At 55.5% G+C, this 25,057-nt stretch carries 33 protein-coding genes and 2 pseudogenes; 13 read left to right on the top strand and 22 right to left on the bottom strand.

What is annotated here, in order from left to right; translation table 11 throughout:
- Positions 1-16 precede the first annotated feature (16 nt).
- Positions 17-172 carry a hypothetical protein gene (locus ACD630_RS25715; RefSeq protein ID WP_430361060.1) on the bottom strand — a complete coding sequence of 52 codons (156 nt, stop codon included), beginning with the start codon at positions 170-172 and terminating at the stop codon, positions 17-19.
- On the bottom strand, positions 97-918 hold the full coding sequence (locus tag ACD630_RS25710) for an IS630 family transposase (RefSeq protein ID WP_430361059.1): 822 nt from the start codon (positions 916-918) through the stop codon (positions 97-99). The genes ACD630_RS25715 and ACD630_RS25710 overlap by 76 nt, the downstream gene beginning before the upstream one ends.
- Before the next feature lie 35 nt (positions 919-953).
- Here ACD630_RS25710 and ACD630_RS25705 point away from each other — a divergent pair.
- Positions 954-1,438, top strand: a pseudogene (locus ACD630_RS25705) (pectate lyase); the annotation flags it as partial.
- 424 nt (positions 1,439-1,862) lie between these two features.
- Entirely contained in the window at positions 1,863-2,039 is a 177-nt protein-coding gene (locus tag ACD630_RS25700) for a hypothetical protein (RefSeq protein ID WP_430361058.1), read from the top strand.
- Between the two features lie 7 nt (positions 2,040-2,046).
- Here ACD630_RS25700 and ACD630_RS25695 read toward each other — a convergent pair whose 3' ends face one another.
- Together ACD630_RS25695 and ACD630_RS25690 are read right to left on the bottom strand one after the other, a co-directional pair.
- Positions 2,047-2,331 (bottom strand): ogr/Delta-like zinc finger family protein, encoded by a 285-nt coding sequence (locus ACD630_RS25695; RefSeq protein ID WP_430360785.1) that lies wholly within the window; start codon positions 2,329-2,331, stop codon positions 2,047-2,049.
- A 38-nt stretch (positions 2,332-2,369) separates the two neighbouring features.
- A complete protein-coding gene (locus tag ACD630_RS25690; protein WP_430360786.1) occupies positions 2,370-3,509 on the bottom strand; it encodes a phage late control D family protein in 1,140 nt (379 codons plus the stop codon).
- A gap of 157 nt (positions 3,510-3,666) precedes the next feature.
- On the opposite strand from ACD630_RS25690, the gene ACD630_RS25685 reads away from it, so the two are divergent.
- The 6 genes from ACD630_RS25685 to ACD630_RS25660 are packed head-to-tail and all read left to right on the top strand — an operon-like array spanning position 3,667 to position 9,352.
- Positions 3,667-4,845, top strand: a complete 1,179-nt coding sequence (locus ACD630_RS25685) for a phage tail sheath subtilisin-like domain-containing protein (protein ID WP_430361261.1) — start codon at positions 3,667-3,669, stop codon at positions 4,843-4,845.
- Positions 4,845-5,360: a phage major tail tube protein gene (locus ACD630_RS25680; protein ID WP_430360787.1), complete on the top strand. Its 516-nt coding sequence runs from the start codon at positions 4,845-4,847 to the stop codon at positions 5,358-5,360. The genes ACD630_RS25685 and ACD630_RS25680 overlap by 1 nt, the downstream gene beginning before the upstream one ends.
- A gap of 47 nt (positions 5,361-5,407) precedes the next feature.
- Entirely contained in the window at positions 5,408-5,725 is a 318-nt protein-coding gene (locus ACD630_RS25675) for a phage tail assembly protein (RefSeq protein ID WP_430360788.1), read from the top strand.
- A 5-nt stretch (positions 5,726-5,730) separates the two neighbouring features.
- The gene (locus ACD630_RS25670; RefSeq protein WP_430360789.1) at positions 5,731-5,886 is read left to right on the top strand and encodes a GpE family phage tail protein; all 156 of its coding nucleotides are present in this window, start codon (positions 5,731-5,733) and stop codon (positions 5,884-5,886) included.
- Positions 5,873-8,860 carry a phage tail tape measure protein gene (locus tag ACD630_RS25665; RefSeq protein WP_430360790.1) on the top strand — a complete coding sequence of 996 codons (2,988 nt, stop codon included), beginning with the start codon at positions 5,873-5,875 and terminating at the stop codon, positions 8,858-8,860. Before ACD630_RS25670 ends, ACD630_RS25665 begins: the two co-directional genes overlap by 14 nt.
- 15 nt (positions 8,861-8,875) lie before the next feature.
- Positions 8,876-9,352 carry a phage tail protein gene (locus tag ACD630_RS25660; protein WP_430360791.1) on the top strand — a complete coding sequence of 159 codons (477 nt, stop codon included), beginning with the start codon at positions 8,876-8,878 and terminating at the stop codon, positions 9,350-9,352.
- Positions 9,353-9,456: 104 nt separating this feature from the next.
- Here ACD630_RS25660 and ACD630_RS25655 read toward each other — a convergent pair whose 3' ends face one another.
- From ACD630_RS25655 to ACD630_RS25575, 17 genes are all read right to left on the bottom strand, one after another.
- Positions 9,457-10,071, bottom strand: a complete 615-nt coding sequence (locus ACD630_RS25655; protein ID WP_430360792.1) for a tail fiber assembly protein — start codon at positions 10,069-10,071, stop codon at positions 9,457-9,459.
- Entirely contained in the window at positions 10,071-12,059 is a 1,989-nt protein-coding gene (locus ACD630_RS25650; protein ID WP_430360793.1) for a phage tail protein, read from the bottom strand. The genes ACD630_RS25655 and ACD630_RS25650 overlap by 1 nt, the downstream gene beginning before the upstream one ends.
- Positions 12,056-12,664 (bottom strand): phage tail protein I, encoded by a 609-nt coding sequence (locus tag ACD630_RS25645; RefSeq protein WP_430360794.1) that lies wholly within the window; start codon positions 12,662-12,664, stop codon positions 12,056-12,058. The genes ACD630_RS25650 and ACD630_RS25645 overlap by 4 nt, the downstream gene beginning before the upstream one ends.
- Complete coding sequence (locus ACD630_RS25640; protein WP_430360795.1) at positions 12,657-13,553, bottom strand: baseplate assembly protein; 897 nt, start codon at positions 13,551-13,553, stop codon at positions 12,657-12,659. Before ACD630_RS25640 ends, ACD630_RS25645 begins: the two co-directional genes overlap by 8 nt.
- On the bottom strand, positions 13,540-13,908 hold the full coding sequence (locus ACD630_RS25635; protein ID WP_430360796.1) for a GPW/gp25 family protein: 369 nt from the start codon (positions 13,906-13,908) through the stop codon (positions 13,540-13,542). The genes ACD630_RS25640 and ACD630_RS25635 overlap by 14 nt, the downstream gene beginning before the upstream one ends.
- Positions 13,905-14,486, bottom strand: a complete 582-nt coding sequence (locus tag ACD630_RS25630; protein WP_430360797.1) for a phage baseplate assembly protein V — start codon at positions 14,484-14,486, stop codon at positions 13,905-13,907. Before ACD630_RS25630 ends, ACD630_RS25635 begins: the two co-directional genes overlap by 4 nt.
- Positions 14,483-15,121: a phage virion morphogenesis protein gene (locus ACD630_RS25625; RefSeq protein ID WP_430360798.1), complete on the bottom strand. Its 639-nt coding sequence runs from the start codon at positions 15,119-15,121 to the stop codon at positions 14,483-14,485. The genes ACD630_RS25630 and ACD630_RS25625 overlap by 4 nt, the downstream gene beginning before the upstream one ends.
- Positions 15,118-15,576, bottom strand: coding sequence for a phage tail protein (locus tag ACD630_RS25620; protein WP_430360799.1), 459 nt, complete (start codon positions 15,574-15,576; stop codon positions 15,118-15,120). Before ACD630_RS25620 ends, ACD630_RS25625 begins: the two co-directional genes overlap by 4 nt.
- A 9-nt stretch (positions 15,577-15,585) precedes the next feature.
- Positions 15,586-15,789: an Rz1-like lysis system protein LysC gene (lysC, locus tag ACD630_RS25615; protein WP_430360800.1), complete on the bottom strand. Its 204-nt coding sequence runs from the start codon at positions 15,787-15,789 to the stop codon at positions 15,586-15,588.
- Positions 15,695-16,108: a DUF2570 domain-containing protein gene (locus ACD630_RS25610; RefSeq protein WP_430361057.1), complete on the bottom strand. Its 414-nt coding sequence runs from the start codon at positions 16,106-16,108 to the stop codon at positions 15,695-15,697. The genes lysC and ACD630_RS25610 overlap by 95 nt, the downstream gene beginning before the upstream one ends.
- A gap of 20 nt (positions 16,109-16,128) precedes the next feature.
- Positions 16,129-16,674, bottom strand: coding sequence for a lysozyme (locus ACD630_RS25605; RefSeq protein WP_430361262.1), 546 nt, complete (start codon positions 16,672-16,674; stop codon positions 16,129-16,131).
- On the bottom strand, positions 16,658-16,960 hold the full coding sequence (locus ACD630_RS25600) for a phage tail protein (RefSeq protein WP_430360801.1): 303 nt from the start codon (positions 16,958-16,960) through the stop codon (positions 16,658-16,660). The genes ACD630_RS25605 and ACD630_RS25600 overlap by 17 nt, the downstream gene beginning before the upstream one ends.
- A complete protein-coding gene (locus ACD630_RS25595) occupies positions 16,951-17,151 on the bottom strand; it encodes a tail protein X (RefSeq protein WP_430360802.1) in 201 nt (66 codons plus the stop codon). The genes ACD630_RS25600 and ACD630_RS25595 overlap by 10 nt, the downstream gene beginning before the upstream one ends.
- Positions 17,151-17,645: a head completion/stabilization protein gene (locus ACD630_RS25590; protein WP_430360803.1), complete on the bottom strand. Its 495-nt coding sequence runs from the start codon at positions 17,643-17,645 to the stop codon at positions 17,151-17,153. Before ACD630_RS25590 ends, ACD630_RS25595 begins: the two co-directional genes overlap by 1 nt.
- Positions 17,646-17,742: 97 nt before the next feature.
- The gene (gene gpM / locus ACD630_RS25585; protein ID WP_430360804.1) at positions 17,743-18,567 is read right to left on the bottom strand and encodes a phage terminase small subunit; all 825 of its coding nucleotides are present in this window, start codon (positions 18,565-18,567) and stop codon (positions 17,743-17,745) included.
- 41 nt (positions 18,568-18,608) lie between these two features.
- Positions 18,609-19,670 (bottom strand): phage major capsid protein, P2 family, encoded by a 1,062-nt coding sequence (locus ACD630_RS25580; RefSeq protein WP_430360805.1) that lies wholly within the window; start codon positions 19,668-19,670, stop codon positions 18,609-18,611.
- 25 nt (positions 19,671-19,695) lie between these two features.
- Positions 19,696-20,535, bottom strand: coding sequence for a GPO family capsid scaffolding protein (locus tag ACD630_RS25575; RefSeq protein WP_430360806.1), 840 nt, complete (start codon positions 20,533-20,535; stop codon positions 19,696-19,698).
- 157 nt (positions 20,536-20,692) lie between these two features.
- Here ACD630_RS25575 and ACD630_RS25570 point away from each other — a divergent pair, with 157 nt between their 5' ends.
- Together ACD630_RS25570 and ACD630_RS25565 are read left to right on the top strand one after the other, a co-directional pair.
- A complete protein-coding gene (locus ACD630_RS25570; protein WP_430360807.1) occupies positions 20,693-22,420 on the top strand; it encodes a terminase large subunit domain-containing protein in 1,728 nt (575 codons plus the stop codon).
- Positions 22,420-23,487, top strand: a complete 1,068-nt coding sequence (locus ACD630_RS25565; protein ID WP_430360808.1) for a phage portal protein — start codon at positions 22,420-22,422, stop codon at positions 23,485-23,487. Before ACD630_RS25570 ends, ACD630_RS25565 begins: the two co-directional genes overlap by 1 nt.
- A 46-nt stretch (positions 23,488-23,533) precedes the next feature.
- On the opposite strand, the gene ACD630_RS25560 is transcribed toward ACD630_RS25565, so the two are convergent.
- Positions 23,534-23,698 carry a hypothetical protein gene (locus ACD630_RS25560; protein ID WP_430360809.1) on the bottom strand — a complete coding sequence of 55 codons (165 nt, stop codon included), beginning with the start codon at positions 23,696-23,698 and terminating at the stop codon, positions 23,534-23,536.
- 275 nt (positions 23,699-23,973) lie between these two features.
- Between ACD630_RS25560 and ACD630_RS25555 the strand changes: the two are divergent.
- The 3 genes and pseudogenes from ACD630_RS25555 to ACD630_RS25545 form a co-directional block, all read left to right on the top strand.
- Positions 23,974-24,078: pseudogene (locus tag ACD630_RS25555) on the top strand (DUF4760 domain-containing protein); the annotation flags it as partial.
- A 124-nt stretch (positions 24,079-24,202) separates the two neighbouring features.
- A complete protein-coding gene (locus ACD630_RS25550) occupies positions 24,203-24,667 on the top strand; it encodes a hypothetical protein (RefSeq protein WP_430360810.1) in 465 nt (154 codons plus the stop codon).
- Positions 24,668-24,673: 6 nt separating this feature from the next.
- On the top strand, positions 24,674-24,997 hold the full coding sequence (locus ACD630_RS25545) for a hypothetical protein (RefSeq protein WP_430360811.1): 324 nt from the start codon (positions 24,674-24,676) through the stop codon (positions 24,995-24,997).
- Positions 24,998-25,057: the final 60 nt, after the last annotated feature.

Raw genomic sequence — 25,057 nt, 5'->3', positions numbered from 1 at the left:
CACTCGCTTCAAAAACCTAACCACCTGAACCAACTCGATCAGATAGATAACGATGGTATTGAATTGGCACGTTATAGCCAAGCGACTTAATTTTGATTACACCATATGGACTGAGAACAAAATCTCTGTATCGCAACCACTCTCTCTTTTTTGGCTTTTTGCTTGTGCCCATTTATGCTCAATGGGGTTAAGATCTGGCGAATATGTAGGCAAATACTCCACCATATACCCTGCATCGATGATGACTTGTTGAATATTATGTTTTTTGTGAAAAGTTGCATTGTCCATCACGATTACCCTGTTTTTAGGGAGTACTGGGATAAGGACTTGTGTGACCCAAGAATAGAAAACATCGCTGTTAATATTGATATCAAATAATCCGATAGTAAACAGCGTTGTGCCTAATAACGCGCCGATAACATTTGTTCTTCCCTTGGCTCCCCAGTTCTTCAGGCCAAAACACCGTTGACCTTTTGGGGAATAGCCGTGAGTCCGTGGGGTATCGTGTGGAAAACCACTTTCATCAATAAAAACAATAGGTTTGCCTTCTTTTTCATACTGTTGTATTTTTTGTTGAAATGCTTGCCGGGCGCTTTCGTCGGCTTTCGGATGACGTAGAGTTTTTTTATAGGTCAATCCCAGCTTTTTAAGAGCTTGCCAAATGGCCTTCTGACAAACGCCAAAACGCTCTGCACGTTCTTTTTGGTAAGCATCTGGATATGGTTCAACATCTTTTATCAACTCGGATTTATCGCTCTTTCGCTGACGCGTGGTCGATGCTTTTGACGCTATTTGATTAATCCAACGCGATACAGAGGCAGGGCCAATCCGAAATTGCTTCGCTGTTTCTCGGATACTCAACCCTTCTTCTTCCCGTGTAGATATCACTTTACGTCTAAAATCAATTGAATAGCTCATTTAAATAATGTAATCAAAATTAAGTCTTTTAGCTATACATCCACGGTATTAAAAAAGTAGGATTAAGCGGCTCTAGCAGCAGCGATACGGGCCGTAACCTGACTTACCACCATAACGTTACAGCGATGTGAACGCCCGCTTGCCGTTGCAGCGTGGGGGGCAAGTGCACGCCTATAACAACCTTTATTCCGGCATTTATTCCGGCATTACCAGCTCAGGGATAAACGTGTGTCAGAAAGGGCTCGCGCTGATCGAACGTAACTGGTTCGAAAATGCCGTCAACCCCGTGACATCACGCTATGAGGGCTCCAACTTTGGTACATGGGTTCTGCGTGATAACAACGTCACCAGGGCTTCCAAAGCTTATGTCAACGCTCAAGATTGGAGGTCTACTGGCACCTTCCCATCGCTGCCATACAGCTATTCACCAGTCAGCGCCCAGTGCGTAAAAGCGAAGCTGGCACAGTTCGCCGGTCAGGGAAAAGGTCTGGCAGTACTGACGACGGCTGCGTGTAACTAAAGTTACTCCCCGTAGAAACCATCAAGGCCACATTATGTGGCCTTTAAATTAATATAACATGTAGAAATAAAAGGATTTATTTCTGTAGTCATCCACAAATCGTCCACATCGAATACCAATGCCTCGATTTTCGAGGCATTTTCTTTGGGCGTAAAAAAACCAGCCCTGAGGCTGACCGCAAAAGTGGGTGCTCGCGGATCTCTGCTCAAACAACCAATGGGTGGGGACAAACCCCGCCACATGGTGCGTTAAATTAAACAGCAATACATTGAAAATAAAAGGATTTAATTTATCAGCCTCCAGATAACGTCCATCTTTGACCAAAAGGCCCCGGTTTTCGGGGACTTTTCATGATCTCCTGCCTTCTGTTTTTTTCTTGCTATCATGAGTCATTGATTTTCAAGTTGACCAATAAGTAGGTGTAATGATGGGATTATTGAACCGGAGCGATATTGAAATCGAAATCAGTCTTTGTACTCGCGATGAGGCACCTAACACCGCGAAGGTAAAACTACGTGATGTCGAGGACGCCGAGGTGTGCGAACGTCTGCTGGATAAACTCGCCGCAGTGGTGATAAACCCCAGACAGGACACGCCGTAAATGACGCTTATACCTGGGATTCATCGCTATCATCGACCAGCACCAAATAAAGCTGATCCCGCCCGTAGTGAGAGGCCGGAAACGCGTCGCGGGGAATAAAGTCATCCGACAGGGGGCCCTCCCCACTGTTCTGCTTTGAGGTGAACTTTTCAAAAGCTTCCATCGTGGTAAAGCACACACCGCACGCCAGATTGTTACACTGGTAGTACTTGCGTCGTACCGTATTGGTGTCGTTCATTTTTGTACTGGTGCGAGTACGGCCTGACGCGCCGCAAAGTGGGCATCTGAACATGTGATGGCTCTCCTGCTGGACGTGAACTCACGATTATTCTATTCACTTTCTGCAATCCAGTCAGATATTTTCGCTTCCAGCTCCAGACGTGTGGTAAATCCACTGCCGTCAATCACATGCTCCGCGCGTGAAATAATCCATTGCTGATTATCTATCTCCGCTTTAAAGCCGGTGACGGTGCCGTGCATTTCCGGGTACAACTCAGCGCGGCCATGCGCCAGGGTGATAGAGAACTCGCCAGCACCCCGTTGAAGCTGTTGCCATTTTGCTGCCGCGGCACGTTTGGCGGCGGTTTCATTCTGGTAGGTTTTACGCAGCACATACACGTTGCCGTCGGCACCCTCCCTGTATTCACCCTCACGGCGGCGGCTTTTCTCCTTTTTCGGTTTGGCCCTGGTTGTGCGCCGTTTTACGCTGACTTTCTTTTTTTTACCAAAATTGAGATCCAGCCAGTAGGCGCGCGCACCGGTGTAAGCATCACGATCCGCAATGCGGAAGCGGTGCCCATCACCGCTGCTGCGGGTAATACTGAATGATGGCAGTGCCTTGCCGGATGCTGTTACCCCGCCGCCAGGCAGAATAAATAACAACGCCCCGTTTTTAACCGTGGCGATCGCGCCCAGCATTTCTGCCATTCGGGTTAAAAACGACATATCGCTTTCCTGTGTCTGGTCGGCGTGGTCAATGTCAATGTTCATCAGCCTGTCGCTGATTTGCGCTTTCAGCCCGTAACGGTGCGCGATGGCAGACACCACACGCTCAACAGTCACATCGTGCCAGGACACCTCACGCTTGACGTTAAATTCATCACGAAAATCGGCGCTACGGGCCGTGATGTTAAGCACATCCGGCGGGCCTTCATGGGCGACTTCATCAACGGTATACCGTCCCTTGTAAATCAACGGGTCACCCAGCCAGCCAATGGACAGGGCAATCTCCGCCCCGCGTGAGGGCAGACCGATCAGACCATCGGTGTCATCCAGTGAGATCGTCAACTGGTCAGCATCAAACCCGCGATTATCGGTCAGCGAGAGTGACATCAAACGGTCGCTTAATGCGTTAAGCGATTTACCGCCCAGCGTGATGTCAAACGCCGGGACTTTTACCGCGCCAGCAAGGGGGGTGTTGTCACCTGTGATCTTGCTGATCAACGTGTCTGCCAATCCTGAAAGTGCCATATCGCCCCCGTCTTTTGTCGCATGATTTCACACGCGCGGGCGGGGAAAAATGGCTTTTTGTTGTCGCCCGCCTCTCAGGCCTCAAAGGGCATGATTTGGGGGTAAAAATGCGGGATTATCACCGCGAACCGAACTCAATAACGTAATGGTGGTTAACATGTCAGAGGCACGTTTCCACGGTGTACGCGTTCGCGAGAATACCGACCTCGTTACCGCAATCAATGACATTGATTCCAGTGTGATTGGCGTGGTGTGCGTGGCGGATGACGCAGACCCGAACACCTTTCCCCTGAATACCCCCGTGCTACTGACACGGGTGAACAGTGTACTTGGCAAGGCGGGTAAAACCGGCTCCCTGTACAAAACGCTAAAAGCCATTTCTGACCAGACCAGCCCCAAGGTCATTGTGGTGCGTGTCGCGGCAGCAACGGAAGACGGCGAAAAGACGCAATCTCAATTGATTATCGGCGGCACGCTGGCTGATGGCAGCTATACCGGCATGTATGCCTTGCTGACAGCAGAAGCCAGGGTTAACTATCGCCCGCGCGTGTTGGCCGTTCCCGACCATGACACTGAGGAAGTGACCGCCGCCCTGTGCGGCATTGCGCAGAACCTGCGGGCATTCGTTTATGCTGGGTGCCATGCCTGCACGACCATGGCGGAGGCCATCGCCTATCGTGGAAAATTTGCCTGTCGCGAGTTAATGCTGATTTGGCCGGACGTTATCGCCTATAACCCGTTGACCGGTGAAAATGAAACCTTCCCGGCCCCGGCGTATGCCTGCGGTTTACGTGCGGCCATTGATAACGATCAGGGCTGGCACAAGTCACTGTCCAACGTGCCGTTGAATAACGTGCTGGGCATTTCCCGGGATGTGTTCTGGTCATTGCAGGCAGAAAACAGCGACGCCAACGCGCTGAACAGCAAAGAGGTCACTACGCTTATCAAGCGCAACGGTTTTCGTTTTTGGGGCAACCGTACCACAGAGACCCATAAATACATTTTTGAGGTGTATACCCGCACGGCGCAAATTCTCGCCGACAGTATTGCCGAGGCGCAATTTGAAAGCGTGGATGAACCCCTTACCCCGACCAACGTAAAAGACGTGGTCAGCGGTATTTCAGGCAAACTCAGTTCATTGGTGACGAAAGGGCAACTGATCGGTGCGGAATGCTGGTTTGACATTGAAGACAACCCCACTACCGGGCTACGTCAGGGACAGGTGCGTGTGCGCTACAAGTACACCCCTGTGCCGCCGCTGGAAGATCTGGCGCTGTACCAGACCTTCACGGATGAATACTTTTCGCCTGCGTTTGCATCGCTGGGAGGAAAATAATGGCAATCCCGCATAAATTGCGCCTGTTCACCGCCTTTGTGAATGGCGATAAACAACTCGGTAAAGTGACTTCTGTCACGCTGCCCAAACTGACCCGCAAGACCGAAGATTTTCAGGGCGGCGGCATGATGGGATCGGTGGCTGTCGATCTCGGTCTGGATGCTGGCGCCCTGGATGCGTCAATGGTGGTCGGTGGCATGGTCAAGAAACTGTTGCAGGAATACGGCGGCGGGATTGATGAAACCCGCTTGCGCTTTGCCGGTGAATATTACACCGACGGCGAAAGCCTGCTTGTTGAAGTGGAAATGCGCGGGCGTGTGACTGAAATTGACAATGGCGAAACCAGACAGGGCGATGACACCTCTGTCACCTATGCGCTGAAGAACACCTACTACAAGTTGTCGATTGACAATCAACCGATTATCGAAATGGATTTGCTGAACTTTATCTACAGGAAAGACGGCAAAAACATCTACCCGGATCGCATTATCTCTGCGCTGGGCCTCGGTAGTTGATTAACCGCACTGATGGCGGTCACTCTGGCCGCCTGGAGAACAGAACGATGAGTAAGAAAAACGATAACGCCGTAACGCTGCTCACCCCGATTGTACGGGATGCCGATAAAATCACCCGCGTCGCTATTACCGACGAGATCAAACAGGCCGGTTCACTGCGTGGTTTGCGTCTGGTTAACGTGATGAATATGGATACCGATTCCGTTACCACGCTGCTAACCCGCGTGACGTCTCCCAGGCTGAAGCTGGCGGAAATCAACGCCATGGATACCCGTGATTTTGTCCGACTGGCGGAGGCGTTGACGCCTTTTTTGGCACCTGTGGAGCCTGGCGAAGCGAACGAAGCGGAGACGGAGACAGCATAACGCTGTTGCTGTTTGACCAGATCGACGATCTGGTCGCCGATATTGCCGTTGTTTTTAACTGGCCGCCCTCTGAGCTCTTCAGCATGGATCTGGGCGAGGTGATAGCCTGGCGTGAACGGGCGGCTGTCCGCAGTGGAGCCCGTGACGATGAAAAGCCTTGATATCCGCGTTGCGTTCAGCGCGATAGACCGCCTGACCCGCCCGGTCAATGCCGCCCGCCAAAGCGCGGGCGGTCTGACTGAATCCCTCAAAAAAACCCAGGCCGCGATTAACGATCTGGACAGGCAGTCAAAAACCTTTAACCGCCTGCGCGATAGCGTGCAAAAAACCTCGCGTCAGATTGACGAGGCGGGCCGTTCTCTGGACGGGCTCAACAAGGCCCAGCGCAATGGCACTGTGCTGACGGACAAACAGCGCGAACACATGGCCGCCCTGGCGGCCAAAATGAAACGCCTTAACGCGACGCGCGATGCGGAAATTGGCAAACTGCGCGCCAGCGCACAGGCGTTGCGCGGTCACGGTGTATCGCTGACAGGAAGCACGGCCACCATTCAAAGCGCCATCCGGCGCACTGGACAATACAACCAGACATTAGAGCGGGAGCGGCGACAACTGGCCGCGGTTACGCAGGCGCGTGCGCGTTATGACCGTATGCAGCAGACCGCCCAAAAGAGGCGTAATGGCGGCATCATGGCGGTAGCGGGGGCAACGGCGGGCGGTTATATGGGCGGGCGGTTCCTGGCGCCTGCGGTGGGCTTTGATGAGGAAATGTCACGCGTTCAGGCGCTCACACGGCTGGATAAGAACGATCAGCACATGTCAGCCTTGCGGGCGCAGGCGAAAAAACTCGGTGCGGAAACCGCCTTTACCACCCGCGACGCGGCCAGCGGGCAGGCGTTCCTCGCCATGGCTGGTTTTACCCCGCAGGCGATCCAGGCGGCCCTGCCTGGCGTGCTCAATATGGCGCGGGCCGGCGGCATGGATCTAGGCGAATCCGCTAATATCGGATCTAACATCCTTTCCCAATTTAATCTTGACGCGCGCGACATGGATCGCGTCAGTGACACGTTAACGGCCGCCTTTACCCGTACCAATACCGATTTGCGCAACCTCGGCGACACCATGAAATATGCTGGCCCCGTTGCCTCCAAATTGGGGATTAGTCTTGAGGATGCGGCAGCGATGGCCGGTATGTTGGCGAATAACGGCATTCGCGGCAGTGATGCCGGTACGGCGATGCGTGCCAGCCTGTCACGGTTAGCCTCACCCCCTAAAGCGGCGGCGGATGCATTAAGGCAACTTGGGGTAGCTGTATCTGATGCAAAAGGCAAAATGCGTCCAATGCAGGATGTATTGCTTGATTTGTATAAAGCCACCAAAAAATATGGCAATACCGCTCAGGTTTCCTTTTTTAAAGATATTGCCGGTGAAGAAGCCTTTGTTGGTCTGCAAACGTTAGTTCAGGCTGCGGGCAGTGGCGCACTCGGTAAATTGGCCGGGGCGTTAAAAAACGCCCGCGGTGAAGCACAAAAAACCGCCAGGGTGATGGCCGATAACCTGGGCGGCGATCTGAAAGCGTTAGATAGCGCCTGGGAAGGGTTTCGCATCCAGATAGCAGAAACCGCAGATGGGCCACTGCGACAACTCACCCAGGGTCTGAGCAATGTTATTAACCGCATGATGCTATGGGGTAAAGATAACCCCCAACTCACCCAAACCTTACTGCTTATGGGCGGCAGTGCCTTAACCCTGACGGCGGCGATGGGGGCCACTTCGCTGGCGGCGGGTTTATTGCTGGGCCCGCTGGCAAAACTGCAATCAGGTTTTACGTTATTGACCGGCGGGCGCGGCGTTGGCGGCGCGATCACGATGTTTCAAACGCTGGGTGGCGTGGCGGGGGGCTTTTCCCGGTTTTCTGCGCTGCTGACACCCGTGCGCGGCATGCTGTTTTCTGCATTCACCTCGCCGCTTTCGGCGTTGGTGTCGCTGGGTAAAGGCATTGGCGGCCTGGTGTTGCGGCTCACCGGTTTGCCTGCCATATGGGGCATTATCACCGGTGCGGTGTCCCTGTTGGGGGGGGCATTGTCGGCGCTGTCAAGCCCGATAGGGCTTATCGGTGCCGCGTTTGTCGGTGTCGGTGCGCTTATCTGGCGTAACTGGGAGCCGCTCAAAGCCTTTTTCAGCGGTATGTTCAGCGGCATCCTGCAGCAGCTTGCGCCGTTCCGGGATGCGTTTTTTACCCTGACACGGGTTTTCGGCGCAATCGGTGATGCGGTTGGCCGGGTGTGGGACGGGTTTGTGAAACTGTTCACGCCCGTAGATAGCAGCCGTCAGGCATTGGAAAAATGCACGTCAGCCGGTGAAACCTTTGGCCGGGTGTTAGGTGCCGCGCTCACTGTGTTGCTGTGGCCGTTGCAAAAACTGATGGAGGGGATCGGCTGGGTACTGGAAAAACTCGACCTTATCCCGTCCGGTCTGGAAGCGGCGCGCATCAAGGCGGAAAACCTGAAGAAAGATCCCGTTATGTGGGAATGGGATCCACAGCAGAAAAAAATGGTGCAAAAGGGCTGGCGCGGGTCGCCCAAACCTGACGAGAGCAGGGACGGGAATACCAGGCCGCCCACAATCACCTCGCCGCCGCTGTTAACCGGCGAGACAGGCACCCAGCGCCGCTTACAAAAAATGGCGGACAACACTGCCGGCCTGCTGGACGAAACCAAAAAGCGGATTGGCCCCGGCGATATCGTCTTTAAAAACCTGCCGCGCGCACGGGCAGTGCGGGGGGAGTGGCAGGGATCCCGGCTTGCCAGCCTGCCAACGGTAAAAACCGGTGCCAGGCCCAGCACGCTGGAAAGGCAACCTGACGCCGATATCGCGGCAATCACCGCGCGCCCCGTGTTCGTTGCTGCGTCACACCCCGTGTTTCAGGCGGAACTTCCGCCCGTTTCACCCACCAACCGAGCGCCGTCGCGGCCTTCCGCAGCAGGCTCGCTTCCGCCTGAAATCCATATCCATCTGCACGGCGCAGAGCGGGAGGACGCGCGCGAAATCGGGCGCATTGTCAGTGAAAAACTTAACGCTGAGTTGGCGCGCCTTGACCGGATGAAGCGCGGCAGTTTCAGAGACGCAGAGTAACAGGAGAAAGTCACCATGATGATGGTTTACGGGCTGTTTGTGTTTGAACTGAAAACCTTGCCACACCAGCAGCTACGCCAGTCGAAGCGATGGCGGCACGTTAAGAATGAGCGTATCAACCGCTCGGCAAAATGGCAGTACATCGGCGCGGGAGAAGATCACATCACGCTGGACGGCGTTCTGTACCCGGAAATCACCGGCGGTGAGCTGTCATTAACCGCCCTGAATACTCAGGCGTACAGCGGCCGTCCCTGGCCGCTGATCGAGGGCACCGGGCAGATTTACGGCATGTATGTGCTCACTGGCATGCAGACAACGCGAACCGAACCTGATCGCTATGGCAAGGCGAAAAAGATAGCGTTTTCGCTGAGCTTTCAGCGCTGTGATGAAGATTTGCGCGAGCGGCTGCAATCTTCGTCATTCAGCGACCTGATGGAGAATGCCCGCAGCAGCGCTAATGATGCGGTAAAGGCAGTGAAAGGATTATTCTGATGGTCAACACAGTCTTCATGCCCTGTGCTGCAACGTAGATAAAAATAACTGTGATCGACAGACAAAGCCCGCCGAATGTGGCGGGCTGAAAGAAATAACGCCCATTATTGTGGCTGTTCCGGCCACTCGATATCCGTGGCATTCACATCAACACGACTCAACAGTACCGCGTATTTTTGCCATTCAGTCAGCGCGGCTTTTTCTTCCTCCGTGGCGATATCGAGATTGACGGCGTACGTCAGTTCATTCATGCGTGACGCCGCGCCCGCTTTGCGGGATGCAAGTTCCTGCTTCGCCACTTTGCGCGCGGCAGCCGCTTGCGCTTCCTTATCAAGCACCCACTTTTTACCGTCCCACGCATCGAACTCGCTTTCTGGCTTCCGCGGCGTGACATTATCCGGCAGTTCGCCGAATTGCGTCACCGTCTGCTCCTGTCGCGTTTCCGTGCGGTAAACCGTCTGTCCGCGATAATCTGGTGAAAACTCCCACGACTTTCCATCCGCCGAGCGATGCAGCGCTTGCCCAACAGGCGGTAACTCTGGCTTATCGGGGTAACTGTGGGCGGGAAGGCCTACACCGGGCATGAGGTATTCCATGCTGGCGCTCTGGTATTCACCCGTGTCCTGATTGACATGATAGACCGTTATCCACCCAGCCTTTTTGCTGAGTCCGTTTTCGCCTAATTCGGCAGTTTCAATATTCGTTGAATAGTGGCTCATTATGCGGCTCTCACAATGTAGTTAAAGGCAATGTTGCGCGGACGGTTTTCCGCTGCGGTGGGGACAACGTTTGAAGCATCGAATGTATACTGACACCCAACGGATCCAAAATCATTATTAGAGGGGATACGGCCCCCTAATCGGGTAAATGCGCCTCCCCCCACCGACGATGAAGTGCCCTCTGCCCACGCCAACCCATTATTTGCAAACTTCCCGGTGATGTTTCTAATCGCATCCCCCTGCGCACTGAGTAAGGCACGCCCACCATCAACCCCACGTCCGGCATCAACACCACGAATAAACTCACCCCGCAGGTCTGGTAAATATCCGGTTGGATAACGGGAGGCCAAAACCGGGTATTGCGCTCTATCAAAAGTCTGGCCGTTGCATTTCAGCCACCCTGAAGGGGGAACTTCGCCCGGGAACGGCAGCGGAATGCCGACAATCTCTGATGCTGACAGGGGGTTTTGAAGGTTTTTATCCGTCCAGACGTTATAACTTACATATCCGTCGGCATCACCCGCCTGAATTTTCAAACCAGGAGTAGAAGCTGATGAACTTGCCGTAAGGATAGAGTAAGTGCCGTTAACCTTTGTAAACGCCCCTGAACCAAAGCGAATCGTTGAAGCATCGGTGTTTATGCCATCGTTCCGAAATGAACGGGATGTATTTGCCAGTGCCCACGCATGGATGGCCGCCGCCGATGTGAGAGATAACGTCGTCTGGTCGTCTCGCGTCGGTACGAGATTGATGTTATCAAAGGCAACGCGCCACGGCGTTGTATTATCAGCAGCCGTATTTGACGTCGTAACCCTATAACGCAATGCCCCATCGTTGAAGGATTGGAATATTTGCCCGCGACGATTGGTATCATATGCAGACTGATAACCAACACCGTTCATATTCAGACCGATATCAGGCAACGCGGAGGATTCAGGAGAATACGCAAAAAAGCCACCACGCTGCGAAACGGGGTTGTTTGCTGCGCCGCCAACCCCAAATGCCCCCGTGGAATTTGCGGGAAGCACTAACACCCGACCTGCGTTTGCATCTGTGCCACCTGTCTGCTTGACCAGGTCAATATTCTGGCGAAACAGCGCCTTATCCGGGATATCCGCGCCGTTCTGGTCTTTCGCCAACGCGCCAACATCCACGGGGCCCAGCGTGATATCTGCCGTTAGTGGCTTGCTGTTGACCTTGCGCCCTGCGGGTACACGGCCCTCGGCGTTATTGTTGGCATTGGCGGCGGCCGTTGTGGCGACGGTCACTCTGGTATCCGTCTCGGCCCGGGTGTACGCACCAACATCACCGGCACTCAATGTAATATCTGCCTTCAGCGCCTTACCGTTCACCTTGCGCCCGGATGGGACGCGCCCATTGGCATTATCGTTTGCCGCTTTCACTGCTTTGGGCGTGGCGGCCAGCGTTTCGCTGGCGCTGTTGGTCGCACTGCTCAGTTGCACAAAACCTTTTACCTCAAGCGTTGCATCGGGATACTTACGGCCTTTTTCATGGGTGGCGATGGCCTCATCCACATAACCACGCGTTGCCAGCACTACCGCCGGATCAATCTTGAGAGATACCGTTTCTGCGCTGGAGACAATCAAAATCATGCGCACGGTCTGAATGCGTCCGCTGCCTTCCTGCAATTGTGGCTTGTAGGTTTCAGCGCAGTTGGCAACCGCAATCAAATTACCTTCAGCATCAAACAGACCGAGTTCACGGATCCAGAATCCCCCTTCGTTCTCAGGGATCACCTGCTCGGCAATAATCTGATTGGTGTTATTGGGATCGACGCGCACGCTATTGATGGCCGCGCGACGTGTCTCGTTAATCAGTCTGGTCTGTGCCGGGTTTGGCGTCGGTAACACACCGCCGCCGTCACCGACGGCCATATGCGTAATATCCAGACGTGAACCGAGCGCTGTCGCGCTTGCCAGCCTGGCCGCGCCAATGTGGGTTAGCAGGGCAAAATATTTAGTACTCATACGGTTACGCTCATCGTATCAATCACATGGATGCCTGCACCGGTACAGTCCGGTGAACACACGGTGATGGTTTCAGGGAAATAGGGGTATACGGTGAGCTCATCACCGCTGTAGCTGGTTGCCGCAACCCAGGCCGCACCTTGCGTATCCAGCGTAATATTGAGCCCCAGCAAGTGACGGCCAAGCGGCTTGGCGTCAGCAATCAGCCGCTCAATCTCGAAAAAGGTGTCTTCAGTAATACCGCTGTCCTGCACACCGATATCAAGGTGAAAGGTTCCCGGCACGCCGCCGGTTTGCCACCATTCGATCACGCGCAGCAAGTAACCAAACGGCGCAACCACCCGGCGTAGCGCGGCAATGGTGCCTTTCTGGCGGTGTATCAACCAGGCGGATTTAATCACCTGGCGCCTGGTTTGCTCTGACCAGCGTTTATCCCAGCGGTCAACGGACAGCGCCCAGGCCAGAAAGGGCAGCAGGTCTACCGGGCATTTCTCCGCATCCCACAGGGTATTCAGATCCACCGCCATCGCTGTCAGGATTTGGCTGGCCGCGGCGGCATGGCGCATAAAGGCACTGGCAGAGGGGGGTAACAGATCGTTATTCATCCGTGCTCCCTTCCAGCAGGGTGAAACCGGTGCAATACGCTGCCTGAGTGTCACCGATCACCATGTCCTGAGCGGGTTCAATGAGTTCAACGCGCTGAACACCCTGCACATGCAGGGCGGCCATTATCGCGGAGCGGGCCACATCACGCCCAATCTTGCCCTGGCTGCCAATCCAGCCTTGCAATGACGCCTGTGCGGCCCTGGTGATGAGTTCCGATCCCGGGCCGGGGTAAAGGTAGAGATGCGCGTTTATCGCGTACCTGATGATCTCTGCGCCCTGCACCGTCAGCCGGTCAGCCACCGGGCGTTTATCTTCCGCAGAGAGCGCCGCGTTGACCTGCGTCAGCAACGTTTGTGAAGCGGTGCCATCCCCTTCAGTCGAGAGAACGGATACCACTACCGTGGCCGGTGACGGGCTGATCGCTTTGGCGTCGGCCACCTGGCCGCTGGCACTCCTGGCAAAATATTCATAGGCACCCGTCGGGCCCGCCACACTTAGCCCTTCAAAGGCAGACTGCGCGCGCAGACGGAATGCGCTGTCGCTTTCCATCACCGCATCAGCGGTATCGGTGGCTTCGGTGATGGTCAGGCGCCGGGTGTCAAGATTCACCGCCAGATTATCCAGATCGGAGGACACCGCATGGCTGAGCATGCACGCGGCGACGCCGTCGTTAATCCGCTGGCGCAACATCATTACGCGATAGGCAATGACCTGTGCGATCACGTTTAACGGCTCGGATTCCAGTTCAAGCGCGGCCGCCACCGGGGCGCGCTGTTCCACCGGAAATGCCGCAATCATGAGCGCTTTCACTTCCTGAAGGATCACTTCAAAATCCAGCGTTTCAATGATCTGTGGTTGGGGGAGTTGCGACAGGTCAACGGTTGCCATTGGCTTCCCCCCGGAGTGTCATGGTGGTGCGCACGGTTTGCAGGCTTTCGGTGATCAGGCCGGACAGGGCCACGTCTGTTGCCCCTGTGGGTGAAAACCGGATATCAACCGCATTTAGCGCAATCCGCGACTCCCAGCGCGCCAGGGCAATCACGCACGCGCTCATCAATTGCAGGCGTGTTGCGGCGTTTTGCGGCGCATCCAGCAAGTCAGGCACCAGACTGCCGTATTCACGACGCATGACGCGAGACGCCAGCGGTGTGGTCAGAATGTCGCGCACGGAATGCCATAACTGATCGGTATCCGTCAGTACGCCGACGCCGTCGGGGTTCATGCCGGTATAACGCGCGCTCATCGGGTGCCCTCCGTCCAACTGCCACCGTGCTGCACTGCGCCATGGCCGTGATGGTCAATCTGCACGCCGTTGGAGGTGAACGCGCCGCCGCTGTGTGCAATGTTGCCGTGCATTTTTCCCCCTTTTTGTACTTCCAGCGAGCCCGTCGTCAGCCTGTTGGTGCAAATCACTTCCGGCGTATCCAGTGTGATACGGGTTTTGGCGCTCACCCGTGCGGTTTTCATGCCGACGGCTTCCAGCGCACCAGGGGCCGCGTCATAGCGAAAACGGGCACCGTCCGGCGCGGTAATGACAATCTCTTGCAGACTGCTACCCGGCGCGGGGTGCTCGTCGCTGTACAGGCTGCCAATAATGACAGCGGTTTCCGGGTTGCCACCGAGGCAACCTAACCAGACCTGTTCCCCCACCGCAGGCGGGTTCCAGACCCTGAACGCACCGGCGCGTTGGGTATTCCAGCGCAACCAGTCGGTAACCAGTTCGCCGCTTTTGACACGTACGCGCCAGGTGTCCGGGTTCACTTCCGCCACCACGCCAACGCGTAAAATATTCGCCAGCAGGCGCATCAATTCGGCACTCATGGGGCAGCACTCCTCAGGCTGTTGATCGCGGCGTGTTCAATCGCCTGTAAGTCGGCGGGTGACAGGCCCAGCAATTCACGCACCGGGTATCTGGCAAAGGTGCCGGGGCCAATCTGATCGCGCTGGCCGAACTGGTGCACGCGCGCAATGCGGGCGGCAACGCCCTCAAAGCCGACGCGCACCCCCTTGCTATCCGTACGCCTCTTCAGAAAGCGATAGCCGCGCAGGCGTTGAAACATGGGGGCTTTTTGGGTGGTTGCGCGCCGCACGGCCTGGGTATTGATGTCGATATAGCGCTCAATGTCGCGACGGTAGAAGGTGCGAATAGCATTGCGCTCAGTATCAAACCCGGTCAGGGTACGGCCATCTTTGCCGCGCGCACCGTGCCAGTTTTTCAGGTGGCGCACCTGACCTTGCCAGACAAACCTGATCCCTTGCTGGGCGCGCAATACCTTGCGGCGGCGAGCCGGGTAGGCGGAGCCGTCGGGGTTTTGCTGTGCCTTGATACGTTGTTGCTGGCTACGGCGCAGCACCTGGCCTATCTGGCGCGCCGTTTTTTGACGGCCAGCGGCAGACACCCCGGAGAGAATGTCATCAAAGACGGCATCCAGTGCGTGAAAGCGGTTATCAGTCATACCGGATCGCTCCCGGTCACAGGCTGAAGTACCGCATCCCATTCACTCCCTGCCCGTCTCGGACGGGGTTCCGGTAAATGCTCAGCCTTTACGCTGCCATCCTCGGCGCGCCCCACGTTTACCCGCTCACGCACCGGGATTTCAAAGAGAACATCGGCGCTGTCATCGTTGTTGATAAGCGTGGTGAATTTCACATCGCGGTTTTTTTCCGGGTTAAGCAGCAAATCAGGCTGGTTTTGCCATAGCCAGGCCATCAGCGGCAAAACGATATCGTCAATGTCGCCAGTGAAGTTCATCACGAACAGCACCAGTGAATAGCGATAGACAAATGACGGTGTTTCGCCTGTGGTTTCAATGCCGCCCTCTTCCACGAAAACCGTAAAGGCTTCCGGGTGAGCACGGCACCAGGTGTTAGCCGTGGTCAGCGCATCGCGCAGGGAATCAACTTTCAGCATGGTGTTCTCCTAGTGGACGTTTTGCGCAGCAGCATTGATCCGTTGCAACCGGCGCCAATACAGATCGCCGATGACGGCTTTATCGTCGTTGCAGGTGTCCAGCGCCTCACGCAGATGATCACTCCACAGCGCGATCCCGCCCCAGGTCACTGGCGTGCGCAGTGCGGGTGTCGGCGTCGGGGTGGTCAGGCTTTCCGGTATCGGCTCCGCCACGATGCTTCCCGCGGGGGAGTGCGGCACGTTGTTGCAGGCTGTCACTGACAGCAACAGGCACCACAGTGTTAGCGCACGTATCGGCTTGCATATCAGAGCGTATCTGTTCACGGCGTTGTTCCCCCTGTGCATGGCGTTGCTGGTCACGACTGCGTATTTCGGCCAGCATCTTTTGCGTGTCGGTATTCAGTGCCCGTACTTCTGCCAATACGGCCTGTTGCTGGTTAGCGCTGGTCGTGAACGCCTCACGGGTGGCGCTATCAATCCCGCGCTGGTAGGTCTGCCACAGCAAACCGGCCACGGCCAATACCAGCAACAAACCAGGCGCCGCAGTGAGCCTCATGGCGTCGTACTCACATCGCGCAGGCACCAGGCTTTAAAGTCAGTACGGCGATCCACCAGCCCGGCGGAGCGTTTGCCAGCGCTGTTAACGAAATCCGTTAACCGGTCACACATAGCGACCCACTCATGCGCCTGCGCATGTTTCCAAATCGTGGTGCGCTGCTTGCTGCCCTGCGCGTTGGTAAACCACATCAGGCCGGTACACCCGACGTTGAACGCCGCATCGGTCATCGCATCAAAGGGGGATTGCGGCATGGACTGCCCCTCAAAGCTGCTGTTGATGCAGTTTTCTGCCCGCTGCATATCGTTCACCCAGCGCCGTGCAATCTCTTCGTTGCTGTACGCGTGTTTTTGCACATTGCCGGTAGAGCCAATCCCGACCGTCAACACACCTGCCGGGCAGTAATAGGCCGACTGGCGGCAATCTTCCCAACGGGCGGTTTTTTGCTGCGCTTCCGACGATGTGCGCAGTGCACCCGGTGTGAGAGAGGCACCAAGCAGAACGATCAGGGCGATAGAACAACGTTTAACAACGGGTTTCATCGTCAACGTCTCCCTGATGCAAAATGGCCACGGTGCGGCGTTCAGATTCGGTCATGGCACGGTGTTCAGTCTGCCGTAATATCTGCTCGATCAAGTCATTGCGGCGGCGTTGTGCCTGCTCGATACGACGCCGGAACAACCAGGCGCGCCAGGCGGTGATCACGCCAACGATCAGACCGGCCAGCGCCACTTTTTCACTGACGGTCATCACGCCGATGCCGGTAACCATGGCTGACATGGCGAAGGTCACCCAGTCATTAAGACGCTGCAAATCACTTAGTCCCATAACTGCACCGTTTCCTGTTCTGCTTTACGGGTCATGTCCGGTAACTCCACCGCCTGACCGGCGTTAAGAAAAATCTGGCGGCTCAGGCCCGGATTGGCAGCAATCACCTGCTCGGTAATCCCCTGCGAGGTGCCGTAATGGCGGTAACAGAGCAAATCCACCGTATCGCCTTGCAGCGCGTTAACCCTCATCAGCAAAGCTCCGCAAAAAGCCGCTCAGCGCCGCGAATATCGGCAATGCTCCAGCGCGCATCACGCCACAGATCGTCAACCTGCTTCTCAACGGTGTCCGTTTCCCTGTCGCCTTTGGGCGTGGTATCCACATCACGATGACGCTCCAGCAATGCCGCACGACTCAGGGCATAAACCGCATTCCTGTAGCGGTATACCTTCACGTTTTCGTTATTGACTTGACGCGCAGGCACGTTCTGCAATGTGCGATAACCCGCGGACTCCTGCGCGTGCTGCCAGCCCGCCAGCTGATCGGTGACGTGGATCACCGCTTCTGTAGCAACATGCATCAGGCGCGTGGTGGTAATACCGCCGGTAATACGTACCGCAAGACGCAATTCACGCAACAGGATAGGCGGCCAGAAATCACCGCCGCTCACGCTTGCCTCGCCCTCGTCAATGTCTGCTACGTCACTGGCCGCAGGGGTAATGCGTTTGGTTGCTACCAGGCTCATCATCACATCTCCCAAAAGTCAGGCGGTGGGCGCGCGGTCAAAAGACCGTAACGGGCAGAAAACCGCGTGCGCCGCCTGTCGGACGGGGCCGAAGTCGTCAAATCTGTCTGGTGGTTTTACGTAGCCGGGGTGTTTTCCCCGTTGCCGTTTTGCGTGTGCCTTTACGCGCCGTGGTGCGTTTGGCCGCCAGAGTGGGCGCGCTGGCCGCCGCCGTGTTTTCACTGGCTGCCGTCTGGTCACTGGCGGGCATCAACGTCTTTAGCTCACGCGCCAGTCCGGCAATCTCTTTTTTCACCCCGGCGTTGGGATTGAGGCTGATAGCCTCACGGAACAGCTTCAGCGCTTCGCTTTTGGTTTCGGCATCGCGGGTTGCACGACGGCAGAACGCACGGGCTTTGCACAACTTGGCGCGCACTTCATCGGGCATATCTTTTCCGGTGACCATCGCCGCGATTTCATCCAGCGTCGCGGTATAAGCGGACAAGTCGGCCTCTGCGTTGGTGGTTGCCAGCGTCAGCACCGGGTTACTCATTTCCTCAACCAATACGGTGACTGCATCGCGGCGGAACCGGTCGGCAGGTAAAGACAGACCATGCTTCACCACATAGCGCCCCAACTTCAGCGCCAGCGCGCTGTCCTGACAGTCAATGGCCCAGACCATCAAGGTGGCGATCACTTCATCCTGACGCCCGCTATCCCCCTCGATCGTGCCGTCAATCCAGCCCGCATAGGCAGGTAAGAGGCCTTTTTTCATTTCGGCTTTGGTGACGTCCGACTGCACCCGGCTCAGTGACGCCATATCAAGGCGCAGGCGGTGCAAGATCTCTTCATGGGCCGTGCGCGCGATATCAGATTGTTCATCAACCTGCCCGCGCCGTTCGGCCATGACCTGCTGAAAATGTCGCTGTGCTGGTGTCAGCATCACGTGCTCTCCCGTCAGGGCGGGGTTTTCCCCGCCGTGCATTATTCACCCGCGCCTTCTGCCTTCGCCCTGGCAAACTGGATACCGTCGATAAAGGCCGTCTTGCCGTAATCCTCGACCACAAAGTCATCGTTAGAAGACTGGTAGGTCGCAATGCGGTTGTAGTGCGGCTCTTCAATCATGCTGCGGCGCAGGCCACCCAACTGGTAGTAAAGCGACAGGTTTTTGAAGGCGGTAATTAGCACCCCATTCGACGGGAAATAAGGGGCGAGGAAGGTCGGTAATCCGCCGACACGCTCCTGACTGACAATCAACTGACCGGCCAGTAATTCGGTGTTGGGGTTGCTCTGGCTCAGCGCGTTGAGTTTGGGGAAGTTGCTTGCGGTCAGCAGATCAGACGCCATGATGACGACCAGATCAGGGGCCTTGCGATGCCAGGGATCAAGCAGGGTGTTTTTCGCATCAAAAACGGCGGTATCGATGTTGCCGTAGGTGCCTTTGGCGATCACCCTGTTATCCTCATCACGCGAGGTGAGCGTGACATTTTTGATAATACGGTGGTTCGCCTCATTGCGGATTTTTTGCAGCCAGCCGATGCCACAATCCTGCAATAACGAATGGGACGCACGATCAGATTTTTCGGCGTAGGTGGTGCCGTTAAAACCGATCATGATGCGGTCAAGGCCGATTTGCCGTGCATTGGCCTGACTGATCAGCGCCTGAAAGTTTGGCTGCTGTGACCAGGCATCAAGCTGGGCATAGTTGACGGCTGAGTCATAGTTGACCTTACGGCAATGGTAGCTGTTCGGCTCTTTGGCATGATTATCAACCGGGTTACGGCGTGAAGTGCCGTCACTGCTGTTGTGGGTGTTGGCCATCGGCCCCTTGCTGCCGATCAGGATTTTTTGACCTTCCTGTTGCTTCACCCCAAACACGTTAATTTGCTTGAGAAAGTCGTCGCCTTCCATCGCGGCTTGTTCAAAACGCTGCTGCACCGACGGCTCAACGCTAAACGTTTTCGCGATGTCACCGGGCTGCACACCGTTAAGCTGCGCCTGACGGGCAAGGTACTCGTTGTAAAGTTTACGGGTGGTATTTTCCATGTTCGCTTTTCTCGCTTGACGGGGCTTAAAAATCGGCCAACTGTGCGCCGCTGGTTGCGCCGGGGGCCGCTGGGCGTTGGGTGAAGCTGTTATCCTGTGTCGCCAGCATTTGCCTGAGCGCGGCCAGTTCGGTATTCAGCTTTTGAATGGCCTGACTCTCCTGCTGGCGCTGCGCCGTCTGGTCGTAGAATTTATCCAGCAGGTCAGCATGGGATTGCGCGACGTTCTCCACCGCTTCGCGTACCTGGGTGAACTGTTCGCTGTCAGATTTACGGCCCTTGCCAATGATCCCCATCACACGGGAATACCACTGTTTCCCCTCATCGCTGTGTTGGCTCGCAAGTTCGAGGATTTCCACCTCCAGGGCATCAGAAAACAGCGGCGTTTCACCCTGCTGCTGGTTGAATGCCTGAACGTGTGCGCGCTGCTGGGCGGCAAACCTGAGGCGCTCAGTGCCAAGGCTGGCCGGGGTGTCGGTCATGGCAAGCCCCACCACATACGCCTTGCCGTTGAGCGCAAACTGCGGGTGCAACTCAATACTGGAATACACCTTCTTGCCTTCATCGGTCAGTTGCTTCATGCGCGCCGAGGGTTCGATCTCCGCATAGAGTGCGGTGCGCCCGGCAAGCGGCCCTTCGCGAATATCTTCCGTGCTTAACGCGGTCACATCCCCCATCGCGCCAAAGTCGCTATTGGGCAGCATTGAAAGGTAGTGCTCTACGTTGACGCGTGCGCCATACACATCCGTGCGGTAATTGGCGGCGGCGTCACGCAAGTGTTCGGGGCTGATTTCGCGCCCGTCAACGGTGGAGCCGGAGACAGCGACCCGGAATGTTTTACGGGGGGGTCTGGTTGTTGCACTCATGCCTTTTTGTCCTGTCATGTGGTGTCAGTGGCCTCATGATGGCAGAGCGTCACGGGCGGCCTCAACGCGGTTTTGTTGTCAGCGCGCGCGCAGAACAAAAAGGGGGCGAAGGACGGTTCGCGCGCGCGGTAATCTTCCCGGCAAAGGGGGAAGGCGCATGATCCAGGACACTTTTGTAAGGCTAAAAGCAAAACAACTTTACTGGCAGGGGTACCCACCGGCGGAAATCTCGCGCCGGATGGGTATCAATCAGAACACGCTGTATGCCTGGAGGAAGCGCGACCAATGGGATGAAACCCCCCCCGTTCAGCGCGTGCGGCAGTCCGTTGACGCACGCCTTATCCAGCTTACAGACAAGCAGGCAAAAACCGGTGGGGATTTTAAGGAAATTGACCTGCTCACAAGGCAGTTGAAAAAGCTCAGCGCTGTACAGCCCGCGGAAGCCGCAGGCGGCAAGAAACCGCGCCAGCGCAAGGCCAGGAACCATTTTTCAGAAGCGCAGATCGCCGCATTACGTGAAAAGATATTGGGCTCTCTGGCCTGGCATCAAACGGGATGGTACGCAGAGCGGGCACGCCGTAACCGGATGATCCTGAAATCGCGCCAGATTGGCGCCACCTGGTATTTCGCCCGTGAAGCCCTGTTGCAAGCACTGCGTGATGATGTGAAACAGGGCTATCAGCGCCATCAAATCTTTTTGTCGGCGTCGCGCCGCCAGGCGCACCAGTTCCGGGGCTTTATTCAGCAGGTGGCGCAAGAGGTCGATGTTGAATTAAAAGGCGGCGATAAAATTGTGTTGAGCAATGGCGCTCAGTTGCATTTTCTCGGCACCTCTGCCGCTACCGCGCAGTCCTATACCGGCAACCTGTTCTTTGATGAATTCTTCTGGACAAGCCACTTTGCCAACCTGCGCAAGGTCGCCGGGGCCATGGCCACCCTGAAAGGGCTGACCCGTACCTATTTCTCGACGCCCTCCAGTGAAACCCATGAAGCCTACCCGTTCTGGACCGGCGCGCGCTGGAATGAAAAGCGCAGCAAGGCGCAGAAGATGGATTTTGATGTGTCATGGAAAACGCTTAACAGCGGCTTGCTGTGCCCGGATAAAACCTGGCGTCAGATAGTCACCTTGCAAGACGCTATCGATCACGGCTGGGAATACACCGACCCTGACGAAATCAAGGATGAGAACAGCCCGGACGAATACCAGAATCTGTATTGCTGTGAGTTCGTACGGGACGGGGAAAGCGCCTTTAACCTTAACCTGCTGTTCAGTTGCGGCGCCGACGGCTACGACGAGTGGCCGGACTGGAAGCCATTTGCGTCTCGCCCCATGGCTGATCGCGGGGTGTGGATTGGTTACGATGCCAACGGCGGCAGCGGCAACGGTGACAGCGGCGGCATTACCGTGACCGTGCCACCCCTGGTGGCCGGGGGAAAATTCCGTACCATCGAAACCCAGCAGATACGCGGGCTTGAGTTTGAAGAACAGGCCAGAGTGATAGAAGCATTGACCTTCAGATACAACGTACAGCACATCGCGATTGACGGCACTGGCATAGGGGAAGCCGTTTATCAGTTGGTGAAAAAACGCTTTCCGGCGGCGGTGTGTTACCTGATGTCGGTGTCGTCCAAACGCGCGTTGGTGTTGAAGATGTTGCAGGTGATCCGCGCGGGACGGTGGGAGTATGATCGTAGCGAACAGGCGCTTGTCAAAGCCTTTAACACCGTGCGCCGCATAACCACCCCCGGCGGCATCATTACCTATGACTCTGACCGCACGCGCGGTTCAAATCACGGCGATCTGGCCTGGTCAACCATGCTATCAATCATCAATGAACCGCTCGGCCAGGAATTCGGCGGCGGCGGTTTTGCCATGGAGTTCTGATGGGCAAGAAACAGCGCTACACACGGGTGGCCAGCACCGTCACTTCCCACACAGCCACGCAACCGGATGTGGCTACCGCACTGAAAACCGAACCCGGTTTAAGCGCGTTCACGTTCGATGGCCCTTATCCGGTGCGTGACAGTTATGATCTGCTGGATAACATGTATTGCGCCGATAACGGGCGCTACTACGAGACACCGATTGACTGGTATGGGCTGGCGCGTTCCTTCGGTAGCGCGTCATGGCACCAGTCAGCACTCTATTTCAAACGCAATGCGCTGACCGGGTGTTTTATTCCGCACCCGTTGTTATCACGGCAGGCGTTCTCTGCCTTTGTGCTCGACTGGTTCGTGTTTGGTAATGGCTACCTGGAGCGCAGAATAAACCGGCTCGGCGGTGTGCTGTCATTGCGCCATGTTCCGGCCAAGTACACGCGGCGTGGTAGCGACCTGGAAACCTATTGGTTTATCCGCCAGTGGAAAGACGAACATCCGTTTGATACCGGCAGCGTGTGCCATGTGATCAACCCGGATATTCATCAGGAAATCTACGGCATGCCGGAGTACATCGGGGCCATGCTGTCGGCCAGCCTGTCACACTCCGCCGACATGTTCCGCAAACTCTACTACGACAACGGATCGCACGCCGGGTGCATCATCTACATCGGTGCATCACAGGTTGATGACAAGAGCATGGAGAACGTGAAAAAGACGCTGACCAACGCGCGCGGCAAAGGGGCTTTTAAAAACCTGTTATTGCACGCGCCAGGCGGGGGCGAGAAGGGGGTACAAATCATCCCGTTCAGTCAGATATCGGCCAAGGATGAATTCCTGAATATCAAGTCTGTTACCCGTGACGATATCCTTGCCGCGCACCGTGTGCCGCCGCAACTGATGGGGGCCATGCCGGAGGGCAACGGCTCATTCGGTGACGTTGAGAAAGCGGCACGGGTGTTTGCCATCAACGAACTGATGCCGGTCATGGAAGCGCTGAAGCATGTGAATGACTGGCTGGGTATGGACGTGATCCGCTTCAACCCTTACGCCTTGCTGAAAGCCGAAGCGTAACCCACTTCACCGCCGCGCTTTGCGGCGGTTTTTCCTTCAAACGTATTCACACCACCACGCACCCCCTCCCGCTGAAGTCCCCGTATTTCACCGACAGAATACCCCTACCCCAACGCGCTTTAGCGCCACGCAGTGAGGCGATGGCGTGCGTCTGCGCACGGCCTTGCCAAATGCATGACGCCCACACCGAACGGCGGAAATCAGGCGGCATGTTGATGCATCAAGCCGACACCCTGCCTACCCCCCTTCGCGGGGGCTGCTCCCCCGTCACCTGCGCGCGACATCCGCTTCGTTTTTTGTGCAGAGGCCGATCCCAGTCCAGCCCGCGCCCGCACTGGGCGGAAAGGGTAAAAATCACATCAAAAAAATTGTGCAAAATTGTGCACTATTGTGCAGTGAAAAAATGCCCGTGAATGTGGGAGGCGCGCCTCTTTAAGGCAGGTTATCATCATCGTTTTAAGGGCGTCCGTTTTCACATATCAGTAAGTGATAAAAGTCATCAGGGAATACATCAAATCGGACACCACTTATCAGGAATTCGAATGGCTGGTCAGGCGCTGGAAAGCCAGACCGCTAAAGAAAAATAAATAACCTGAAAGTCATCATTTTTGTGCAGGTACGAAACCGGCATCAGCCCAGACCGCGCCCGAACTGGGCGGAAAGGGAAAAATTGCAGTAAAAAAAATCGTGCCGCCAAAACAATCGGGCGCGACGCTTGAAGTATCGCTATTGCCGGGCGCAGGCCAAACAGTATAAAGTGAGCCGCAGGTTTTTTTATTTTTACGAGGTATTGATGCCAACCAATACGCTTCAGGGAGACGGCGAAGGCGGGCACCCCTCCACGCGCTCAAGGCTGGAAAAAATTTCGCCTGACCTGTTTTCCTGTTTTTTATCAGAAAGAGGCATTTCTGAGTTACGTTGCCCAATCTGTCATTGTTCAGAGATGAGTATACCTCAGATCGGACGAATCGCTGCTGGGGTTGAAGGCGCATCAACAGATAGCCATCCACCTGTCTATGTGGATTACATCACCCTGAATGCCAACGGCACCCCTCATGATTCGGTGCTTAACTATCAATATCGCCTTATCTGCAAAAACTGTGGTTTCACCAGCCATTTTGCTATTCACCCTGTGCTGGACTGGCTTGATAAACTGAACAAAAATGAAAATAGTGCATAGGATCTAATGATGGATGCGAATGTTTCACAACTGGCTAGTTTTTCGGTGGCGCACAAACTATACCAGGAACGCCTGAAAAGTAGCGATGGTGGCGGAGGGGATGATATGTTAGAGACTCGTGTAGCTAAACTTGAAAGTGATGTTGAATACATCAAACGCGATGTTTCTGATCTAAAAACAGATGTCCGCGGTCTGTCTAATGATGTTTCTGCTATCAAGGTGGACGTGGCGAAATCACTCCAGACAATTGCAGATATTAATGGGCGAATGGCATTGAAAAGTGACATTACCACATCAGCAAACAAGTTATTAATGTGGTTCGCTGGATAGATGATTGCGATAGGGGGCCTTATAGTAGGCGTTGCAAAATTGCTATTTTAAGGCTCGCGC

This window comes from Symbiopectobacterium sp. RP (assembly GCF_050472005.1).
Taxonomy (GTDB): domain Bacteria; phylum Pseudomonadota; class Gammaproteobacteria; order Enterobacterales; family Enterobacteriaceae; genus Symbiopectobacterium.
This window is presented reverse-complemented; position numbering and strand designations above follow the sequence as displayed.

What these genes read in the sequence shown, in the direction of transcription:
- ACD630_RS25715 (WP_430361060.1), bottom strand. Translation starts at nt 172, where the DNA reads ATGGGCACAAGCAAAAAGCCAAAAAAGAGAGAGTGGTTGCGATACAGA.
- ACD630_RS25710 (WP_430361059.1), bottom strand. Translation starts at nt 918, where the DNA reads ATGAGCTATTCAATTGATTTTAGACGTAAAGTGATATCTACACGGGAA.
- ACD630_RS25700 (WP_430361058.1), top strand. Translation starts at nt 1,863, where the DNA reads ATGATGGGATTATTGAACCGGAGCGATATTGAAATCGAAATCAGTCTT.
- ACD630_RS25695 (WP_430360785.1), bottom strand. Translation starts at nt 2,331, where the DNA reads ATGTTCAGATGCCCACTTTGCGGCGCGTCAGGCCGTACTCGCACCAGT.
- ACD630_RS25690 (WP_430360786.1), bottom strand. Translation starts at nt 3,509, where the DNA reads ATGGCACTTTCAGGATTGGCAGACACGTTGATCAGCAAGATCACAGGT.
- ACD630_RS25685 (WP_430361261.1), top strand. Translation starts at nt 3,667, where the DNA reads ATGTCAGAGGCACGTTTCCACGGTGTACGCGTTCGCGAGAATACCGAC.
- ACD630_RS25680 (WP_430360787.1), top strand. Translation starts at nt 4,845, where the DNA reads ATGGCAATCCCGCATAAATTGCGCCTGTTCACCGCCTTTGTGAATGGC.
- ACD630_RS25675 (WP_430360788.1), top strand. Translation starts at nt 5,408, where the DNA reads ATGAGTAAGAAAAACGATAACGCCGTAACGCTGCTCACCCCGATTGTA.
- ACD630_RS25665 (WP_430360790.1), top strand. Translation starts at nt 5,873, where the DNA reads ATGAAAAGCCTTGATATCCGCGTTGCGTTCAGCGCGATAGACCGCCTG.
- ACD630_RS25660 (WP_430360791.1), top strand. Translation starts at nt 8,876, where the DNA reads ATGATGATGGTTTACGGGCTGTTTGTGTTTGAACTGAAAACCTTGCCA.
- ACD630_RS25655 (WP_430360792.1), bottom strand. Translation starts at nt 10,071, where the DNA reads ATGAGCCACTATTCAACGAATATTGAAACTGCCGAATTAGGCGAAAAC.
- ACD630_RS25650 (WP_430360793.1), bottom strand. Translation starts at nt 12,059, where the DNA reads ATGAGTACTAAATATTTTGCCCTGCTAACCCACATTGGCGCGGCCAGG.
- ACD630_RS25645 (WP_430360794.1), bottom strand. Translation starts at nt 12,664, where the DNA reads ATGAATAACGATCTGTTACCCCCCTCTGCCAGTGCCTTTATGCGCCAT.
- ACD630_RS25640 (WP_430360795.1), bottom strand. Translation starts at nt 13,553, where the DNA reads ATGGCAACCGTTGACCTGTCGCAACTCCCCCAACCACAGATCATTGAA.
- ACD630_RS25635 (WP_430360796.1), bottom strand. Translation starts at nt 13,908, where the DNA reads ATGAGCGCGCGTTATACCGGCATGAACCCCGACGGCGTCGGCGTACTG.
- ACD630_RS25630 (WP_430360797.1), bottom strand. Translation starts at nt 14,486, where the DNA reads ATGAGTGCCGAATTGATGCGCCTGCTGGCGAATATTTTACGCGTTGGC.
- ACD630_RS25625 (WP_430360798.1), bottom strand. Translation starts at nt 15,121, where the DNA reads ATGACTGATAACCGCTTTCACGCACTGGATGCCGTCTTTGATGACATT.
- ACD630_RS25620 (WP_430360799.1), bottom strand. Translation starts at nt 15,576, where the DNA reads ATGCTGAAAGTTGATTCCCTGCGCGATGCGCTGACCACGGCTAACACC.
- ACD630_RS25605 (WP_430361262.1), bottom strand. Translation starts at nt 16,674, where the DNA reads ATGAAACCCGTTGTTAAACGTTGTTCTATCGCCCTGATCGTTCTGCTT.
- ACD630_RS25600 (WP_430360801.1), bottom strand. Translation starts at nt 16,960, where the DNA reads ATGGGACTAAGTGATTTGCAGCGTCTTAATGACTGGGTGACCTTCGCC.
- ACD630_RS25595 (WP_430360802.1), bottom strand. Translation starts at nt 17,151, where the DNA reads ATGAGGGTTAACGCGCTGCAAGGCGATACGGTGGATTTGCTCTGTTAC.
- ACD630_RS25590 (WP_430360803.1), bottom strand. Translation starts at nt 17,645, where the DNA reads ATGAGCCTGGTAGCAACCAAACGCATTACCCCTGCGGCCAGTGACGTA.
- gpM (WP_430360804.1), bottom strand. Translation starts at nt 18,567, where the DNA reads ATGCTGACACCAGCACAGCGACATTTTCAGCAGGTCATGGCCGAACGG.
- ACD630_RS25580 (WP_430360805.1), bottom strand. Translation starts at nt 19,670, where the DNA reads ATGGAAAATACCACCCGTAAACTTTACAACGAGTACCTTGCCCGTCAG.
- ACD630_RS25575 (WP_430360806.1), bottom strand. Translation starts at nt 20,535, where the DNA reads ATGAGTGCAACAACCAGACCCCCCCGTAAAACATTCCGGGTCGCTGTC.
- ACD630_RS25570 (WP_430360807.1), top strand. Translation starts at nt 20,693, where the DNA reads ATGATCCAGGACACTTTTGTAAGGCTAAAAGCAAAACAACTTTACTGG.
- ACD630_RS25565 (WP_430360808.1), top strand. Translation starts at nt 22,420, where the DNA reads ATGGGCAAGAAACAGCGCTACACACGGGTGGCCAGCACCGTCACTTCC.
- ACD630_RS25560 (WP_430360809.1), bottom strand. Translation starts at nt 23,698, where the DNA reads ATGCCGCCTGATTTCCGCCGTTCGGTGTGGGCGTCATGCATTTGGCAA.
- ACD630_RS25545 (WP_430360811.1), top strand. Translation starts at nt 24,674, where the DNA reads ATGATGGATGCGAATGTTTCACAACTGGCTAGTTTTTCGGTGGCGCAC.